The following is a 17,120-nucleotide window of genomic DNA, read 5'->3' as shown; positions in this document are numbered from 1 at the left end:
AGGCTTACTTCTGGAACCATTTGTTATAGATGGTCTCGTAAGTCCCATCTTTCTTCACTTTTTCCAGCGCAGTGTTGAATTTCTGCTGCAGTTCCGCGTTGCCCTGGCGTACGGCGATGCCAAGGCCGGTGCCGAAGTAATCTTTATCCGTCACTTTGTCGCCCACCGGCGCCAGTTTCGGATTGTCTTTCAGCCACTCCGTGACCACCGCCGTATCACCGAACACGCCGTCGATGCGGCCGTTTTGCAGATCCAGTTTCGCATTCTGGTAGCTGTCATACGGAACGGTGGTGATTTCCGGGTGTTTATCCATGATGAATTTCTGGTGAGTGGTGCCGTTCTGCACGCCCACTTTCTTGCCTTTCAGCTGATCAATGCTGGTGAATTTACCCTGCTGACCAATGAACAGCGCGGAGTTGTCATAGTAAGGGGTGGTGAACAGCACCTGTTTTTCACGCTCAGGCGTGATATCCATCCCGGCCATCACCGCGTCGAAACGACGGAATTTCAGGCTAGGGATCAGGCTGTCGAACGCCTGATTGGTAAAGGTACAGGTCGCGTCGATCTCTTTACACAGCGCATTAGCCAGATCGACATCAAAGCCGACAATCTTGTTATTAGCGTCCATAGATTCAAACGGAGGATAGGACGCTTCGGTCGCAAAACGAATGGTCTGGGCTGCTGTAGCAGAAAGGCTAAAGCCTGCGATAAGCGCGGCAATCAGAACTTTTTTCATTGTGTTGTCCCGAATCTTAGTGAGAGAGATAGTTTTTAAATGCTTCGGTCTGCGGGTCGGCAAAGCAACTCGCATTACCCTGCTCGACGATATGACCGTTTTCCATATACACGACACGGCTGGCGGTTTTACGCGCCACTTCCACTTCGTGCGTCACGATCACTTGCGTAATGTTGGTTTCAGCCAGTTCACGAATAATGCTGACGATTTGCGCGGTGATTTCCGGATCCAGCGCGGCGGTGGGCTCATCAAACAGCAGCACCTGTGGCTCCATCATCAGCGCACGGGCAATGGCCACACGCTGTTGCTGACCGCCGGAAAGATGCAGCGGAAAACGATCGCTGTAAGGTTTCAGACGCAGGCGATCCAGCAATTTTTCTGCACGGGCTAACGCCTGATCTTTTGACAACCCCAGCACGCGGCAGGGCGCTTCAATCAGGTTCTGTTGCACGGTGAGGTGCGGCCACAGATTGTATTGCTGAAAGACCATTCCGACATTCTGACGCAGTTCGCGAATCGCTTTATCTGACGGCGTTTTGCGGAAGTCGAAGTGGTTTCCCGCAATGCTGAGCGTACCTGAACGCGGCATCTCTAGCAGATTGAGTACCCGCAGCAGTGAGCTTTTACCGGCCCCACTTGGGCCCAGTAACACCAGTGTTTCACCCTGTGGGCAATCCAGCGTGATATCGAACAGCGCCTGATGCGCGCCGTAGAAGCAGTTAATGCCGTTTAATTGAATACTCATTGATACTCGTATACTGGCCGTCTGATAGCTATTGAAGCCGCAGATAGTACCTTTGACAGAATAGTTATGCAATATTTATGCTTTAAAAGTTAAATATAGCGCGCATTTCCCATTAAACATAGCACAAAATAGCGAGGGCAAAGCCCGGTAAGAACAATTGTCGGCATTCCATGCGGAATGCCGGACAATTTACGGGGGTTATGTTTTTTAGCGCGGTAAAGCGGAGGGATTAACGGTTTTCTACCGACTGGCGAAGCGTACCGGCCGGGGCATGCACGCTGCCGCCGAGATAACGTACGTCATCAATAACCCAGCACTGACCTTCGCGGATCATCAGCACTTCATCCTGCCAGTTTTGATCGCCTTGCTTCAGCGCAACGCGCAGCGGAATATTGCGTGCATCACTATTCGGAATCGTCGAGGCGCTGGCAACGCTGGCGCTGTCCGGCGGCGTTGCGCGACTGGAGAACGGATCGCTACTCATCAGTTGACGATGCGCACTGTCACGACTGGCATCCGACAGCAGTTTCGCCAGGTTGTCGCTCAGGTAAGGGCGCAGGGCGGTGATGTCATTACTGCGGTGTTGGATACGATAGTCATAGAATTGTTGAGCCACACTGTCCGGACCGCCATCCACACAGGCACCCGTACGCGGCCCGTTGTCTTTGTAGGCTGGCGTGACGGTGGTGCAGGCGCTGAGCAGCAGCGCGCAAGGGACGAGCAGGGAGAGTTTCGAATAGCGCATAGTGATTTCCTTATAAGCTTTCTGCCATGAGTCTTCTAAGATAACAGTCATCTACGATAATCAATTATATCCTTTCAATGATAGTGTATGGCGCTGATAATGTGCTGAATGTAACCAGGAGAGACATCATGCAATTTTCGACAACCCCCACGCTTGAAGGACAGAGCATCGTGGAATACTGCGGTGTGGTCACGGGTGAAGCCATTCTGGGCGCGAACATTTTCCGGGATTTTTTTGCCGGTATCCGCGATATCGTCGGCGGTCGCTCGGGCGCTTATGAAAAAGAGTTGCGCAAAGCGCGTGAGATCGCCTTCGCGGAACTGGGTGAACAGGCGAAAGCGCTTGGCGCCGACGCGGTGGTCGGTATTGATATTGATTACGAAACGGTCGGTAAGGATAGCAGCATGCTGATGGTCAGCGTGAGTGGAACAGCGGTGAAAACCCGCCGATGAAAACATGGCTGTGGCTGGTGGCCCTGGCACTATTGTTAACGGGGTGTGCGGGTGAAAAAGGGATTATAGACAGAGAAGGCTACCAGCTCGATACCCGTCATCAGGCGCAGGCGGCGTATCCCCGCATCAAAGTGTTGGTGATCCACTATACGGCGGATGATTTCGATGGTTCGCTGGCAACGCTGACGGATAAAAACGTCAGCTCGCATTATCTGATCCCGGCGGTGCCGCCCTTGCATCGGGGGAAACCGCGTATCTGGCAACTGGTACCGGAACAGGATCTGGCGTGGCATGCTGGCATCAGCTTCTGGCGCGGCGCGACACGTATTAACGACACCTCGATTGGCATTGAGCTGGAGAATCGCGGCTGGCAAAAATCGGCAGGTGAAAAATATTTTGCCCCGTTTGAGCCCTCGCAGATTCAGGCGCTGATTCCGCTGGCGAAAGACATTATCGCCCGCTATGACATCAAGCCGCAGAACGTGGTTGCGCATGCGGACATCGCCCCGCAGCGAAAAGACGACCCTGGCCCGCTGTTTCCCTGGCAGGTGCTGGCAGAACAGGGTATTGGCGCCTGGCCTGATGCGCAACGGGTAACCTTCTACCTTGCCGGACGAGCACCACGCGCGCCTGTAGAGATGACGTCACTGCTGGATCTGCTGGCGCGTTATGGCTACGAGGTGAAGCCTGATATGACCGCGCGTGAACAACAGCGCGTGGTGATGGCGTTTCAGATGCACTTCCGCCCGGCGTTATGGAACGGCGTCGCCGATGCTGAAACGCAGGCGATTGCTGAGGCACTACTGGAAAAGTATGGGCAAGTCTAGCGATGCAGTTTTCCGTGGTCGCGTAGCCACGCGGCCGTTTGCACAATGCCCTCATCCAGCGTCACCATCGGCTTATACCCCAGTTCTTCTTGGGCGCGACTGATATCCAGCGTAAAGTCGAAATTTAGCTTTGATACCCCGTAGTGGGTTAACGCTGGCTCTTTGGCTGACTTACTACCAAAGCGTTCCAGGCTGCGGGCGATCATATCCAGCATCGGATAGGGCACAGAACGGATTCGACAGTGAATGTTCAGTTCATCAATCAGTTTTTGCACGATACTGCGCAGGGTTCTGGGCTCACCGTTGGTGATGTTGTACACCCGACCAGAAGGTAGATTGTCGCACTGTACCTGACTCGCCAGCCACATGGCGTGGATCGCGTTCTCATAATAGGTCATATCGACCATCGCGCTGCCACCGTGCGGCAACAGCACGCTGCCATAGTGGTGCATCATGTGCGCCAGTCGGGGGATAAATACTTTGTCGTGCGGACCAAACAGGCTTTGCGGGCGCAGCACCGTAAATCGGGTCTGTGGATTCGCCTGGGCCAGCAGGCTGATGACCTCTTCTCCGGCGGCTTTGCTGCGGGCAAACTCGTTGGCAAAGCGGTGCGGACGGAATTCTTCTTTGATATCGCGATGATGGTGATAATCGAAGTAAAGCGACGGGGAGGAGATATGGATAAAGTTGCGCACGCCCCATGCGACGGCCCATTCGCCAAGACGGCGGGTCGCACGAACATTTGCCAGATCAAAGGCTTCCTGAGTTCCCCATGGAGAGGTGAAACTTGAGCAGTGCCACAGCGTATCGACGCCGGCGAGCATGACTTTCGCCTGCGCAGAGACCAGCTCGGTCAGATCCGCATGCACAAACTCCGCGCCCATTTTCTCGAGCAGTTTACCCATCGCTTCGTTGCGACCGGTCGCTCTGACGCTGATGCCTCTGTTGCGCAAAAACTCAACCGCGTTTCGTCCTAAGCCGCTGGTCGCGCCGGTAACCAGTACCTTCATATCAGTCCACTGTGTTTAATAAAACGTCGTGCGCATTCTTCCGTGAATTACGTCGGTATGCAATGGGAAACGTGAAACAATACAGTAAGTTTTTACGATTTATCTGTGATTTGTTCTGCAAGTCTGGCAATTTTCTTTGCCATCCCCCGGAAAATAAACAGGTGCGCCGGGATCATCAGCAGCCAGTAGAAAAGCCCAGGCATACCGTGCGGATGCCACCAGGCGCGTACGTCAATTTCGCGATGCTCACCCTTATCTTCAAGGGTAAAGCTTAGCCTTCCCAGTCCCGGTGCCTTCATGCCAAACAGCAGCGTGAGCTGTTTTTCCGGCTCGACGATAATCACTTTCCAGCTGTCTACCGTATCACCCGGTTGAAGCCATTCGTACTCAGGACGCCCTTTTGCCAGCCGATGGCCGACTAAGAGATCCAGCGCTGCGCGGATCTTCCACAAAATATTGCCGAAGAAATAACCCTCTTTGCCGCCGAGACGGTTCGCGACTCGCCACAACGCCGGCAAACTGGCGTGCGTCTTCACGGTAAACCCGGCCTGTTTGGCGAAGAAACCATATTCAGGCCGCCAGCGGGCAAAGGCCTGCGCGTCATAACCCCAGTCGCTGGAGTTTACCAGTTCCTCCTCTTCCTTTAGCGTGCTGCGTACGGCATCGTCAAAGGCGATAAGCTTCTGGGGTATCAATGCCCGTAGCTCGCGGTCATCGGCCAGCAGGTCGTGTCTGAGTCCCTGTATCAGCGCTTTCGCAGTGGTCGGCGGCACCGAGGTGATGACGTTCAGGAACCAGACTGAAATCCAACGGGTGGGAAAGGGGATAGGGATAAGCCAGCGATGCTTGCCGCTGACCGCCATGAAATGTTCAAACTGCTCCTGGTAGCTGAGCACCTGTGGCCCGGCAGCTTCGAGGACCCGATGCGTTGGGGAAGGATGATCCAGCAGCGTTACCAGATAGTACAGCAGGTTTTCCAGCGCGATGGGCGTTGTGCGCGAGCGAACCCAGCGCGGCGGGGTTAGCACCGGCAGGTTGTAAACCATGTCGCGCATCACTTCAAAAGCGGCAGAACCGGCACCGACGATAATTCCGGCACGCAGTTCCGTCACTGGCACACCAGATTCGCGCAGGGTATCGGCGGTTATCTGCCGCGCCCGCAGATGGTCGGACTGCTCGTGTTCCGGTGCCTGTAAGGAACTAAGAAAAATCAGTTGCCCAACCGGCGTTTCACGCAGGGCATCACGGACGTTAAGCGCGACCTGACGTTCATGGGCGATGAAATCGCCACCTTCTCCCATACCATGCACCAGATAGTAGACGGTATCGACATTGGTCAGCAGAGAAGAAAGATGTGTCGGCCAGTTCAGGTCGACCTTATGACAACTGACGTTGGGCAACTGTTGCTTTTTCAGTCGATCAATGCGACGTGCCGCAGCCAGTACCTGATGCCCTTGCTGGCTAAGCGCCTGCACCAGATGCTGACCAATGTAACCACTGGCGCCAAGAACCACTATGCGTTGCGGCACATCTCTCTCCTTAACGATTCAGGAACGCGCGCCAGTGGGCGACGACATCAGTAAGCTGCTCCCGCGAGACATCCAGATGGGTTACCAGACGAACAATCGGTGACGCGTTGATCAGCACCCCCTGTGCCTTCATGTGCTCACCCAGGGCCGCCGCGTTGGCTTCCCCGACGCGGACAAACAGCATGTTGGTGTCGTGACGCATCACGTCTGCCCCGGCTTCCCGCAGTTGTTCTGCCAACCATGCCGCGTTGTCGTGATCGTCCTGCAGACGCGCAACGTTATTTTTCAGGGCATACAGTCCGGCTGCCGCCAGGATACCGGCCTGACGCATTCCGCCGCCGGTCATTTTGCGCCAGCGAGTGGCACGCTTGATATAGTCGCGACTACCGACCAATAGCGAGCCAACCGGCGTTCCCAGCCCTTTTGACAGGCAGATAGTAAAGGAGTCGCAATACTGAGCGATCTCTTTGAGTTCACAACCGTAGGCCACGACGGCGTTGAAAATACGCGCGCCGTCAACGTGCAGCGCCAGACCACGCTCACGGGTAAACTCCCACGCCTCCCGCAGATACTCGCGCGGCAGCACTTTGCCGTTGTGAGTATTTTCCAGGCTCAGCAGGCGGGTACGGGCAAAGTGGATGTCATCGGCCTTAATTTTGGCTGCGACTTTATCCAGCGGCAAAGTGCCGTCGGCAGCGGCGTCAATCGGCTGCGGTTGAATGCTGCCAAGCACCGCCGCGCCACCCGCTTCATACAGATAGTTATGCGCCCCCTGACCGGCAATATATTCTTCACCGCGCTCGCAGTGGCTGAGTAGCGCCACAAGGTTTGCCTGGGTGCCGGTGGGTAAAAATAACGCCGCTTCTTTACCAGAAAGGTCAGCGGCGTATTGCTGGAGGGCGTTAACGGTAGGGTCATCTCCGTACACGTCGTCTCCGACCGGGGCGGCCATCATTTCTTCAAGCATGGCGCGACCCGGACGGGTTACGGTATCACTGCGTAGATCTATCATTGCACATCCCTATTGTTTGAAAGGCGATGTGCATTGTTTTACCTGAGCCAGTTGGTTTTTGCCAGTTCGATCACCTCATCGCCGCGACCGCTGATGATGGCGCGTAGCATGTACAGGCTGAAGCCTTTGGCCTGCTCCAGTTTGATCTGCGGCGGGATGGCCAGTTCCTCTTTTGCGACAACCACATCCACCAGCACCGGACCGTCAATGGATAAGGCGCGCTGTAGCGCTTCATCGACGTCGGCGGCTTTTTCAACCCGAATGCCGGTGATGCCACATGCCTCGGCAATGCGCGCGAAGTTGGTGTCATGCAGTTCAGTACCATCAGTGAGATAACCACCAGCCTTCATTTCCATCGCCACAAAACCCAGCACACTGTTGTTAAAGACCACGATTTTAACCGGGAGCTTCATCTGGACCACCGACAGAAAATCTCCCATCAGCATACTGAATCCGCCATCGCCGCACATTGCGATCACCTGACGTCCTGGCGCCGTGGCCTGCGCGCCAAGCGCTTGCGGCATGGCGTTAGCCATTGAGCCGTGGTTAAACGAGCCCAGCAGTCGGCGCTTGCCGTTCATTTTCAGGTAGCGAGCGGCCCACACCGTCGGCGTACCCACGTCGCAGGTGAAGATGGCGTCATCGGCGGCGAAATGACTGATTTGCTGCGCCAGGTACTGCGGATGAATTGCCTTTTCGCTGGGTTTGGCGAGGTCATCGAGGCCTTTGCGCGCATCGCGATAATCACTTAACGCCTTATCCAGGAATTTACGCTCGGTTTTCTCTTCCACCAGCGGCAGGAGCGCGCTCAGAGTGGCTTTGATATCGCCGACCAGTGCCATATCGACCTTACTGTGCGCGCCGAGACTGGCGGGGTTGATATCGATCTGAATGATTTTGGCATCGGTCGGATAGAACGCGCGATAGGGGAACTGCGTTCCAAGCAGCACCAGCGTGTCGGCGTTCATCATGGTATGGAAGCCGGAAGAAAAGCCGATAAGGCCGGTCATGCCCACGTCGTATGGGTTGTCGTATTCAACATGCTCTTTGCCACGCAGGGCGTGGACGATAGGGGCTTTAATTTTGGCGGCGAACTCGACCAGTTCTTTATGCGCCCCCGCACAGCCGCTACCGCACATCAGGGCGATATTGCTGGAATAGCGCAGCAGTTGGGCCAGCTTTCTTAACTCTTCTTCCGCGGGCGTGACGATCGGTAACGGCGCGTGATACCAGTGGCTACTGGCGCTTTCTGGTGCGGGTTTTAAGGCCACGTCGCCCGGTAAGACCACCACCGAGACGCCACGATTGAGCACCGCTTTGCGCATAGCAATCGCCAGTACCTGAGGGATCTGTTCAGGGCTGGAAACCAGCTCGCAATAGTGGCTGCATTCGCGGAACAGTTCCTGCGGGTGCGTTTCCTGAAAATACCCGCTGCCAATTTCGCTGGAAGGGATGTGGGCGGCGATGGCCAGCACCGGGACGTGGTTACGATGACAGTCAAACAGGCCGTTGATCAGGTGCAGGTTACCGGGTCCGCATGAACCTGCACAAACCGCCAGTTCGCCGGTCAGTTGTGCCTCCGCACCGGCTGCGAATGCGGCAACCTCTTCATGACGGGTCGACATCCACTCAATCGTTCCCATGCGATTGAGACTGTCACTCAGACCGTTCAGCGAATCGCCCGTCACGCCCCAGATACGTTTCACACCCGCCTGTTCCAGTGTTTTAGCAATAAAAGCGGCAACCGTTTGTTTCATGGTTTTCCATCTCCTTAATTGTGATACCGGTTACAAGTTTAGATGAAGATACTGATTACGCTGCGTGGCACCCCCTTATTTTCAGCAGCTTTCTTTCAGGGGGGATAACGCGTAGCGTGAAAAAAATCAGGGCGAACCAGGAGTAAACTCAGATGCTTACAACATTGTTAAATGCAGTGAATCGGATGCTGACGCACGAGGATTTTGGCAAGTTTTTATTACGCCTGGCGGTTGGGGGATTGATGTTGTTTCACGGGCTGCATAAGCTGTTTGCCGGCATTGATGGCATCAGCGGAATGCTGGTTGCCAAAGGGCTACCGGGCTTTATCGCATACGGTGTGCTGGTGGGGGAAGTGATTGCGCCTTGTCTGATTATTCTTGGGATCCTGACGCGTCCGGCGGCGTTGGTGCTGGCGTTCACCATGATTGTAGCGTGGCTGATGGTCGGGATGAATGAAACCTGGGCGCTGGATAAAACCGGGGCATGGGCGATTGAAAGCCTGGTCTATTTCTTTATCGGGGCGCTGGCAGTGGCGTTTTTAGGGGCGGGACGGTTTTCGGTTGCCGGTAATTCGGCGTGGCGGTGAGGAATTGCCGGATGGCGGCGTAAACGCCTTATCCGGCCTACAATGGCTCTCGTAGGCGGGATAAGCGCAGCGTCATCCGGCAATCTACTATCAGGCGAGAACCAGGTCACTCTGCGGATGGCAGGAACAGGCCAGCACGTAGCCTTCGGCGATTTCGCTATCGGTCAGCGTCATGGTGCTGCTGACGGTATACTCACCGGAAACCACTTTGGTTTTACAGCAACCACAGACGCCCGCGCGGCAGGCAACGGTGATCGGTACCTTGTTGCTTTCCAGCGCATCCAGCAGCGTCGTACCGACCGGCGCGTAAAATTCATTCGCCGGCTGCAGTTTAGTAAATTTCAGGCCGCTGGTTGCCGCGTCTGCCACCGGGGTGAAGAACTTCTCTTTAAAGAAGCGCGTCACGCCCAGCGCTTTCACTTCCTCTTCAACCAGATCCATATATGGCGCCGGGCCACAGGTCATCACCGTGCGGGAGGTCAGATCCGGTACCTGCTGTAGCAGCTCGGTGGTCAGGCGACCGGCCACGAAGCCGTCAGTGGCGTTGTTTTCCGCCACCAGTGTAACCGGATACTGACGCCACTCTTCAGCGAAAATGACATCCTGCGGCGAACGCACGTTGAAGATAACCTGGACATCCGCATGCGGACGGTACTTTGCCAACCAGCGACGCATCGACATGATCGGTGTGACGCCACAACCGGCCGCCAGCATCAGGAACTTATCATCGGCTTTATCTTCGCAGGTGAAATCGCCCATCGCATCGGACAACCAGAGGTAGTCGCCGCGCTTCACGTCGCGGGTTAACCACTGTGAGCCTGCACCGTCATCAATCCGACGAACGGTCAGCGTAATGTATTCACTGACGCCCGGCGTTGAGGAGAGGGTGTAGGCACGCAGTGTATCCGCTGAATTACGCACGCTCACCAGTGCATACTGCCCGGCGCGATACGGATAATAGTCGTGGCACAGCAACGAAATTGTCCATACATCCGGCGTTTCCTGATGGATGTGATGAACCTGCATCCGCCATGGGCACTGATTAGTTGGCATTGTCATGTCTTAACTCCTTACGCGCTCAGCAACTGCTTCATGTCTTCTTCAACGGTGGTCACAGAACGCAGACCGAATTTCTCGTTGAGTACCGCCAGCAGATCTGGTGTAAAGAAGCCTGGCGCGGTTGGACCGGTCACGATGTTTTTCACACCCAGGGAGAGCAGGGTCAGCAGAATGACAATCGCTTTTTGTTCGAACCAGGAGAGCACCAGAGACAGTGGCAGGTCATTCACGCCGCAGCCCAGTTTCTCTGCCAGCGTCACCGCCAGAATGATGGCGGAGTAGGCATCATTACACTGACCCGCATCCACCAGACGCGGCAGACCTTCGATATCGCCGAACTCCAGCTTGTTGAAGCGGTATTTACCGCAGGCAAGGGTCAGGATCAGACAGTCGTCCGGTACGCTGGTAGCGAAATCGGTGAAGTAGTTACGTTCGCCACGTGCGCCGTCACAGCCGCCGACAAGGAAGATATGACGCAGTTTTTCGCGGCTCACCAGATCGATCAGCGTGTCCGCTGCACCCAGCAGGGTCTGACGGCCAAAACCGACGGTGATCAGATGCGGAATTTCGCTGTACGGGAAGCCTGCCATTTGCTGCGCCTGGGCGATAACCGGACCGAAGTCGTCGCCTTCCAGGTGGCTTACACCCGGCCAACCGACAATGCTGCGGGTCCAGATACGGTCATCGTATGCGCCGACGGTCGGGTCGATGATGCAGTTTGAGGTCATCACGATTGGTCCCGGGAAGCGGGCAAATTCGACCTGCTGGTTCTGCCAGCCACTGCCGTAGTTACCAATCAGATGTTTGAACTTGCGCAGTTCCGGGTAGCCATGCGCCGGTAACATTTCACCGTGGGTATAGACGTTAACACCGGTGCCTTCAGTTTGTTCCAGCAGGTTATACAGATCTTTCAGGTCGTGACCGGAGATCAGAATGCATTTACCTTCGGTCGCTTTGACATTGACCTGGGTTGGCGTCGGGTGACCGTATTTGGTGGTTTCGCCCGCATCCAGAATGCTCATCACTTTGAAGTTCATCTGGCCGATTTCCATTGAGCACTCCAGCAGAGCGTTCATGTCGGAAGGCCAGGTGCCCAGCCACGCCATAATTTTATGGTACTGCGCGTAGATGTCGTTGTCGTATTGACCGAGAACATGCGCGTGTTCCATATAAGCGGCGGCACCTTTCAGGCCGTACAGGCACAGCAAACGTAGGCCAAGAATATTTTCGCCAATGGCGGCTTTGTCTTTGTTTGGGGTAAATTCGGCAGCCTGACGTTGCAGGTCGCCCAGATCGTCGCTGACCAGTTGCAGGTCAGCCATTGGGTTGTCGCAGTGCGCATTGGCGTCAATGCTCAGGCACTGGGCTTTCAGCGCTTCACGCATCGCGATAGCGTCGCGGGCATAGCCGACGATACGTGGGGAATCGAAGTTAACGTTGGTCAGCGTGGAGAAGAATGCACGCGGCGCAAAGTTATCAACGTCATGATTAATAATGCCATATTCACGCGCTTTAGCCGCCCATGCAGACAGACCTTGTAGGGAGGCAATCAGCAGATCCTGCAAATCAGAGGTTTCAGCCGTTTTACCGCACATACCCTGCGCGTAAGAGCAGCCGTTTCCTGCCGGAGTACGGATGGTTTGTTCACATTGCACACAAAACATGATCACACCTTTTAAAGTTATATTTAATATGCATGTTTAAGGTTATGCCTGTGTGCAAAGGGAGAAAAGGTATTTCTGATACAATTTACAGGGAGATTGATTTAGCGCAATTTTGGCGGCAGAAGCCTACCGCCAAAGAGGGAGTTAAGCGGAGAAAAAGGCCATCAAAATGGGCACTAACAAACTGAGAACAAAGCCGTGGACAATCGCCGCCGGAACCATCTCCAGCCCACCGGTACGCTGTAACACCGGTAGTGTGAAATCCATCGACGTCGCCCCGCACAACCCCAGTGCGGTAGAACGACTGCGGCGAACCAGACCCGGAATCAGCATGATAGCAAGCAGTTCGCGCGCCAAATCGTTAAAGAATGCAGCGCTGCCGATCACCGGACCGTAGGCTTCGGTCAGCAAAATACCAGAAAGGGAGTACCAGCCAAAACCTGACGCCATCGCCAGCGCGGTTTTCATTGGCAGGTCGAGAATCAGCGCATTAATCAGGCCGCCAATCATGGAACTCGCGACGACCACAACCGCCACAATCATGCCTCGCCGGTTCAGAACGATCTGCTTTAACGTCATGCCGCTATTGCGTAACTGGATCCCCACCAGCAGCAGTAACAGGATCAGCGTATATTCGCTCGCTTCCGTGGCGTGCTGCAAAATGGGCAGGCCGCTTAGCCCTAACAAAAAGCCGACCACCACCACGCCGCACAGCTTCAGCGATTCAAGCGCCATCGCGATACGAGAGGGCAGTTTTTCCTGCTGGTGATGATGCCGCCAGGGTAACGCGCGTTCCAGCCACAATAATGCAGCAATATTACACAGCAAAATAACGGTAATACTGACGGCAGAATAGTGAAATATCGCCAGCAGGTTGCTCGCCAGATTATCTAAAAAAGCCAGGCTGATCCCCATAAAAAAGAGAATCAGATACACCATCCAGCTTAAGAGCCGATTGATCAGTTTTAATGCCGCGGTGTGCCGAAGCGGAATGAGATAACCTGCTATCAGCGGGAGCAGAATGATGAGAAGTCCTGAAAACATGAACAGCCGGGTCCTTTGAATTAGCGAGACAGCGCCATGACACTACCCAATAACGCGGGTTCAGTAAAGATGCAAAATAAAAGCCGGACAGGGACGATGCCTTATCCGGCTGAAGCGTGTTTAGCCCTGCGGACATGTGCCGTCGGGCTTTCTGACATTAATCGCGTTTTTCGAGCAGCGTACGGTAAATAAGACCACCAAGAATACCGCCAATAATCGGCATCACCCAGAACAGCCACAGTTGTTCTAACGCCCAACCGCCCTGGAAGATGGCGACCGCGGTGCTACGTGCCGGGTTAACCGACGTATTGGTCACCGGAATACTGATGAGGTGGATCAGAGTCAATGCCAGACCGATAGCGATTGGCGCAAACCCTGCCGGTGCGTGTTTGTCAGTGGCACCGTGGATCACCAGCAGGAAACCGGCAGTCAGCACGATTTCGATAACAATCGCCGACAGCATGGAGTAACCGCCCGGTGAATGCTCGCCGTAACCGTTGGAGGCGAAACCGCTGGCCGTCGCATCAAAGCCTGCTTGACCGCTGGCAATCAGATACAGTACCGCTGCTGCAATAATACCGCCCACCACCTGAGCAATAATGTAGCCAATGACCTCTTTTGCCGGAAAACGACCGCCGGCCCATAAGCCTAATGTCACCGCCGGGTTAAAATGTCCGCCGGAAATATGACCGACGGCAAAGGCCATCGTTAATACGGTCAGGCCGAATGCCAGTGCGACACCCGCAAAACCAATACCTAATTCCGGAAACGCTGCTGCCAGTACGGCGCTGCCGCAGCCACCAAAAACAAGCCAGAATGTACCAAAACATTCGGCTGCTAATTTTCTGAACATATCCACCTCAATGTAAAAAATAACCACAAAAGAATTGCGGTAATCAATATTTATTGTCTGCCTGAATGACGACAAAATAAATAGCTCGCTATTTTAAAAACGATCGTCATCCGTTCTCTAGTCAAATAAAACCGGTTAGTTTGATTTAGGGCAATGCGGCGTCATTCCTTCCATAGATTTCTCTTAGGGGAAAGTGTAGCGCATAGTTATATGAAAGAGGGTTGACGCAAACGGATTTATTTTCGTCCTGCCAAACTTGCCTGGTGTGTATTACGAATGAAAGAAAAAGAATAAATCGTTCACCCTTCGCACAGTTAGCCTGCGTAATAATATCCCTATCACGTCCTGCGCCGGGTTTTGCAGTTATACTGCGAGGAGCATAAAGGGAAGGTGAAGATTTTCTGGAGGAAACATGATTCTCGAACGCGTTGAGATAGTGGGTTTTCGCGGTATCAATCGACTGTCGTTGATGCTCGAGCAGAACAACGTCCTGATTGGTGAGAATGCCTGGGGTAAATCAAGTTTACTGGATGCGTTAACGCTGCTGTTGTCACCCGAATCAGAACTGTATCATTTTGACCGTGACGATTTCTGGTTTCCCCCTGGCGATATGAAAGGCCGTGAACATCACCTGCATATCGTGCTGACGTTTCGCGAATCGCAACCTGGGCGCTACCGGGTTCGCCGCTACCGGTCTCTGGAGGCATGCTGGGCACCGTGCCACGATGGTTTTCAGCGCATCTTTTATCGCCTTGAAGGCGAAAGCGGGGAAGACGGCAGCGTGATGACGCTGCGCAGTTTTCTCGATGGCGATGGGCATCCGCTGGCGGTGGACGATATCAACGAGCAGGCGCGACATCTGGTGCGCCTGATGCCGGTACTGCGCTTACGTGATGCGCGGTTTATGCGCCGCATCCGTAACGGTACCGTGCCGGAGGTCGACGACGTTGAGGTCACTGCCCGGCAACTGGATTTTCTCGCCCGCGAGCTGGCGATGCGCCCACAGAATCTCACCGATGGACAGATTCGCCAGGGACTCTCGGCGATGGTGCAACTGCTGGAGCACTATTTTACCGAGCAGGGCACGTCGCAGTCCCGCCACCGCTTAATGCGCCGACGATCCACCAACGAACAGCGAAGCTGGCGTTATCTCGATATCATCAACCGGATGATTGACAAACCGGGCGGGCGTACTCATCGGGTGATTCTGCTGGGGCTGTTCTCCACGCTGTTGCAGGCGAAGGGGACGGTCAGACTGCATAAAGACGCCAGGCCGTTGCTATTGGTGGAAGACCCGGAAACGCGTCTGCATCCCATCATGCTGTCAGTGGCGTGGCAGTTGCTGAATCTGCTGCCGCTTCAGCGCATCACCACCACCAACTCGGGCGAGCTGCTCTCGCTGACCCCTGTGGAACATGTCTGTCGTCTGGTGCGTGAGTCTTCGCGCGTGGCGGCCTGGCGTCTTGGGCCGGGGGGACTAAGCGCAGAGGATGGCCGACGCATTGCGTTTCACATTCGCTTTAATCGCGCCTCTTCGCTATTTGCCCGCTGCTGGCTGCTGGTAGAGGGAGAAACAGAAACCTGGGTGATTAACGAACTGGCTCGCCAGTGCGGTCATCACTTTGATGCCGAAGGGATTAAGGTGATCGAATTTGCGCAGTCCGGTCTTAAGCCGTTGGTGAAATTCGCCCGACGGATGGGTATTGAGTGGCACGTGCTGGTGGATGGCGATGAAGCCGGGAAAAAATACGCCGCCACGGTGCGAAGTCTGCTGAATGACGACCGGGAGGAGGAGCGTGAACATCTGACCGCGTTGCCTGCCCTGGATATGGAACACTTTATGTACCGGCAGGGGTTTTCTGATGTCTTTCACCGGGTGGCGCAAATCCCGGAAAATGTGCCGATGAATATGCGTAAAATCATTTCGAAGGCGATCCATCGCTCATCGAAGCCCGACTTAGCCATCGAAGTGGCGATGGAAGCCGGGCGGCGGGGTGTAGATGCGGTGCCGACGCTGCTGAGAAAAATGTTCTCCCGGGTGCTGTGGCTGGCACGCGGCAGAGCGGATTAGTCCTGTAAGCGCTGGGGAACCTGTGTGGCGACGCTGTCGAGCAGCGCGTAGCGACGGCGGTATTCAGCCCGTTTTTTACTGGCGATATCCGCCTCGCTTTTCCGCGCAATGGTGAGCGGTAGAGAAAAATATTCCCCCTCCGTTATTTCACCGCCCAGGGACGTCCAGAAGGCGTCGTAGTCAGCATGCATTTGCGTTTTTTTGTCCATATAGCGCCAACTGCGATAAACATGTACAGCGTTGCTGACCGCCAGAATCTGCTCCGCTCTGGCGATATGCGCAAACTGACACAGCGCCTCCATCACCACTCTTTTGGGGAACAAGCCGTAACAGGCTTTGGTGGCCTGCTGAATGACCTCATGCGGAACATCATTCGCCGCGCCCTGCAAGCCCCCAATAAACAGGGTGCGTTTTCCGTTTAACGTGCAGAATGTGAAGGTAATCTCTGCCAGAATACGCATTCGATCGTCGCGGATCACGACGGTACTTTCACCTTCTTTATCCAGCGAAACCAGACTGACTAAATCCAGCTGGAATGATGCACCGTCTTTGGCCTCAAATTTTGCCAGGTTGAGGCCGTTCTGACTTAAATAACGAGCCAGTTGTTCGCGGCTGAATAACTGACGCAGCAGGTCATAATGGCTACAGAGCGCGGTCAGCGCGGTATCGCGTTTAATATTCACGGCCATATACGGGCGGTGCAGGCGGATAGGTAACCGGGGCTGCCGTGTCAGTAACGTATTCAGCTCAGGCCACTGGGTCAGATTTTCCAGCAGTTGACGGGTGGCTCTCGGCATCAGCAGCGAGCGAATTAAAAACTTACGGCGAAAGCTGGCCTTCCGCCAGAATTTACCTGGCAGTAATTGACCACGCGTCAGGCGCATAAATAATTGTAAAGGGGACGCAACGTCTGAAGTGTAAAAGGTATTATCAGTAATCTGTGACATGATCATAATCCGCAATGCGATGATTGCGAAAATTGAAACACGCTGAATCTTAACCAATCGTCAATGCCCTGAGCGCTGTCCT

Annotated in this window: 16 protein-coding genes; 4 read left to right on the top strand and 12 right to left on the bottom strand. The window is 54.7% G+C overall.

The annotated features are described in order from the left end of the window. Nucleotides 1-4: 4 nt before the first annotated feature. From artI to I6L53_RS14275, 3 genes are all read right to left on the bottom strand, one after another. Complete coding sequence (gene artI / locus I6L53_RS14285; protein WP_042320316.1) at nt 5-736, bottom strand: arginine ABC transporter substrate-binding protein ArtI; 732 nt, start codon at nt 734-736, stop codon at nt 5-7. Nucleotides 737-752: 16 nt separating this feature from the next. Further along, nucleotides 753-1,481 carry an arginine ABC transporter ATP-binding protein ArtP gene (gene artP, locus I6L53_RS14280; protein WP_042320315.1) on the bottom strand — a complete coding sequence of 243 codons (729 nt, stop codon included), beginning with the start codon at nt 1,479-1,481 and terminating at the stop codon, nt 753-755. A 229-nt stretch (nt 1,482-1,710) separates the two neighbouring features. Next, entirely contained in the window at nt 1,711-2,226 is a 516-nt protein-coding gene (locus I6L53_RS14275; RefSeq protein ID WP_042320313.1) for a lipoprotein, read from the bottom strand. Nucleotides 2,227-2,354: 128 nt separating this feature from the next. Between I6L53_RS14275 and I6L53_RS14270 the strand changes: the two genes are divergently transcribed. Together I6L53_RS14270 and I6L53_RS14265 are read left to right on the top strand one after the other, a co-directional pair. Then, nucleotides 2,355-2,678, top strand: coding sequence for a heavy metal-binding domain-containing protein (locus tag I6L53_RS14270; RefSeq protein ID WP_042320310.1), 324 nt, complete (start codon nt 2,355-2,357; stop codon nt 2,676-2,678). Then, entirely contained in the window at nt 2,675-3,505 is an 831-nt protein-coding gene (locus I6L53_RS14265) for an N-acetylmuramoyl-L-alanine amidase (RefSeq protein ID WP_042320309.1), read from the top strand. The genes I6L53_RS14270 and I6L53_RS14265 overlap by 4 nt, the downstream gene beginning before the upstream one ends. Here the strand turns inward: I6L53_RS14265 and I6L53_RS14260 are convergent. From I6L53_RS14260 to poxB, 4 genes are all read right to left on the bottom strand, one after another. Next, complete coding sequence (locus I6L53_RS14260) at nt 3,502-4,515, bottom strand: NAD-dependent epimerase/dehydratase family protein (protein WP_042320307.1); 1,014 nt, start codon at nt 4,513-4,515, stop codon at nt 3,502-3,504. The genes I6L53_RS14265 and I6L53_RS14260 overlap by 4 nt on opposite strands. Before the next feature lie 92 nt (nt 4,516-4,607). Continuing rightward, nucleotides 4,608-6,044 carry an SDR family oxidoreductase gene (locus tag I6L53_RS14255; protein ID WP_042320305.1) on the bottom strand — a complete coding sequence of 479 codons (1,437 nt, stop codon included), beginning with the start codon at nt 6,042-6,044 and terminating at the stop codon, nt 4,608-4,610. 10 nt (nt 6,045-6,054) lie between these two features. Further along, nucleotides 6,055-7,056 (bottom strand): low-specificity L-threonine aldolase, encoded by a 1,002-nt coding sequence (ltaE, locus tag I6L53_RS14250; RefSeq protein WP_042320304.1) that lies wholly within the window; start codon nt 7,054-7,056, stop codon nt 6,055-6,057. A gap of 38 nt (nt 7,057-7,094) precedes the next feature. Continuing rightward, nucleotides 7,095-8,813 (bottom strand): ubiquinone-dependent pyruvate dehydrogenase, encoded by a 1,719-nt coding sequence (poxB, locus tag I6L53_RS14245; RefSeq protein ID WP_042320301.1) that lies wholly within the window; start codon nt 8,811-8,813, stop codon nt 7,095-7,097. 152 nt (nt 8,814-8,965) lie between these two features. Between poxB and I6L53_RS14240 the strand changes: the two genes are divergently transcribed. Further along, on the top strand, nt 8,966-9,400 hold the full coding sequence (locus I6L53_RS14240) for a DoxX family protein (protein ID WP_042320300.1): 435 nt from the start codon (nt 8,966-8,968) through the stop codon (nt 9,398-9,400). A 90-nt stretch (nt 9,401-9,490) separates the two neighbouring features. Here I6L53_RS14240 and hcr read toward each other — a convergent pair whose 3' ends face one another. The 4 genes from hcr to aqpZ form a co-directional block, all read right to left on the bottom strand. After that, entirely contained in the window at nt 9,491-10,459 is a 969-nt protein-coding gene (hcr, locus tag I6L53_RS14235; protein WP_042320296.1) for an NADH oxidoreductase, read from the bottom strand. Between the two features lie 11 nt (nt 10,460-10,470). Then, complete coding sequence (hcp, locus tag I6L53_RS14230; protein ID WP_042320293.1) at nt 10,471-12,123, bottom strand: hydroxylamine reductase; 1,653 nt, start codon at nt 12,121-12,123, stop codon at nt 10,471-10,473. Nucleotides 12,124-12,267: 144 nt separating this feature from the next. Continuing rightward, the gene (locus I6L53_RS14225; RefSeq protein ID WP_042320286.1) at nt 12,268-13,167 is read right to left on the bottom strand and encodes a LysO family transporter; all 900 of its coding nucleotides are present in this window, start codon (nt 13,165-13,167) and stop codon (nt 12,268-12,270) included. A gap of 157 nt (nt 13,168-13,324) precedes the next feature. Beyond that, entirely contained in the window at nt 13,325-14,020 is a 696-nt protein-coding gene (aqpZ, locus tag I6L53_RS14220; RefSeq protein WP_042320560.1) for an aquaporin Z, read from the bottom strand. 412 nt (nt 14,021-14,432) lie between these two features. Between aqpZ and I6L53_RS14215 the strand changes: the two genes are divergently transcribed. Beyond that, on the top strand, nt 14,433-16,091 hold the full coding sequence (locus I6L53_RS14215) for an ATP-dependent endonuclease (protein WP_042320284.1): 1,659 nt from the start codon (nt 14,433-14,435) through the stop codon (nt 16,089-16,091). Here I6L53_RS14215 and I6L53_RS14210 read toward each other — a convergent pair. Next, complete coding sequence (locus I6L53_RS14210; protein WP_042320558.1) at nt 16,088-17,038, bottom strand: VirK/YbjX family protein; 951 nt, start codon at nt 17,036-17,038, stop codon at nt 16,088-16,090. The genes I6L53_RS14215 and I6L53_RS14210 overlap by 4 nt on opposite strands. Nucleotides 17,039-17,120 lie beyond the last annotated feature (82 nt).

Origin of the sequence: Citrobacter farmeri (assembly GCF_019048065.1) — a bacterium.
GTDB classification, from domain to species: domain Bacteria; phylum Pseudomonadota; class Gammaproteobacteria; order Enterobacterales; family Enterobacteriaceae; genus Citrobacter_A; species Citrobacter_A farmeri.
Note: the sequence above shows the minus strand (reverse complement) of the source record. Positions and strands in the feature narration are given on the sequence as shown.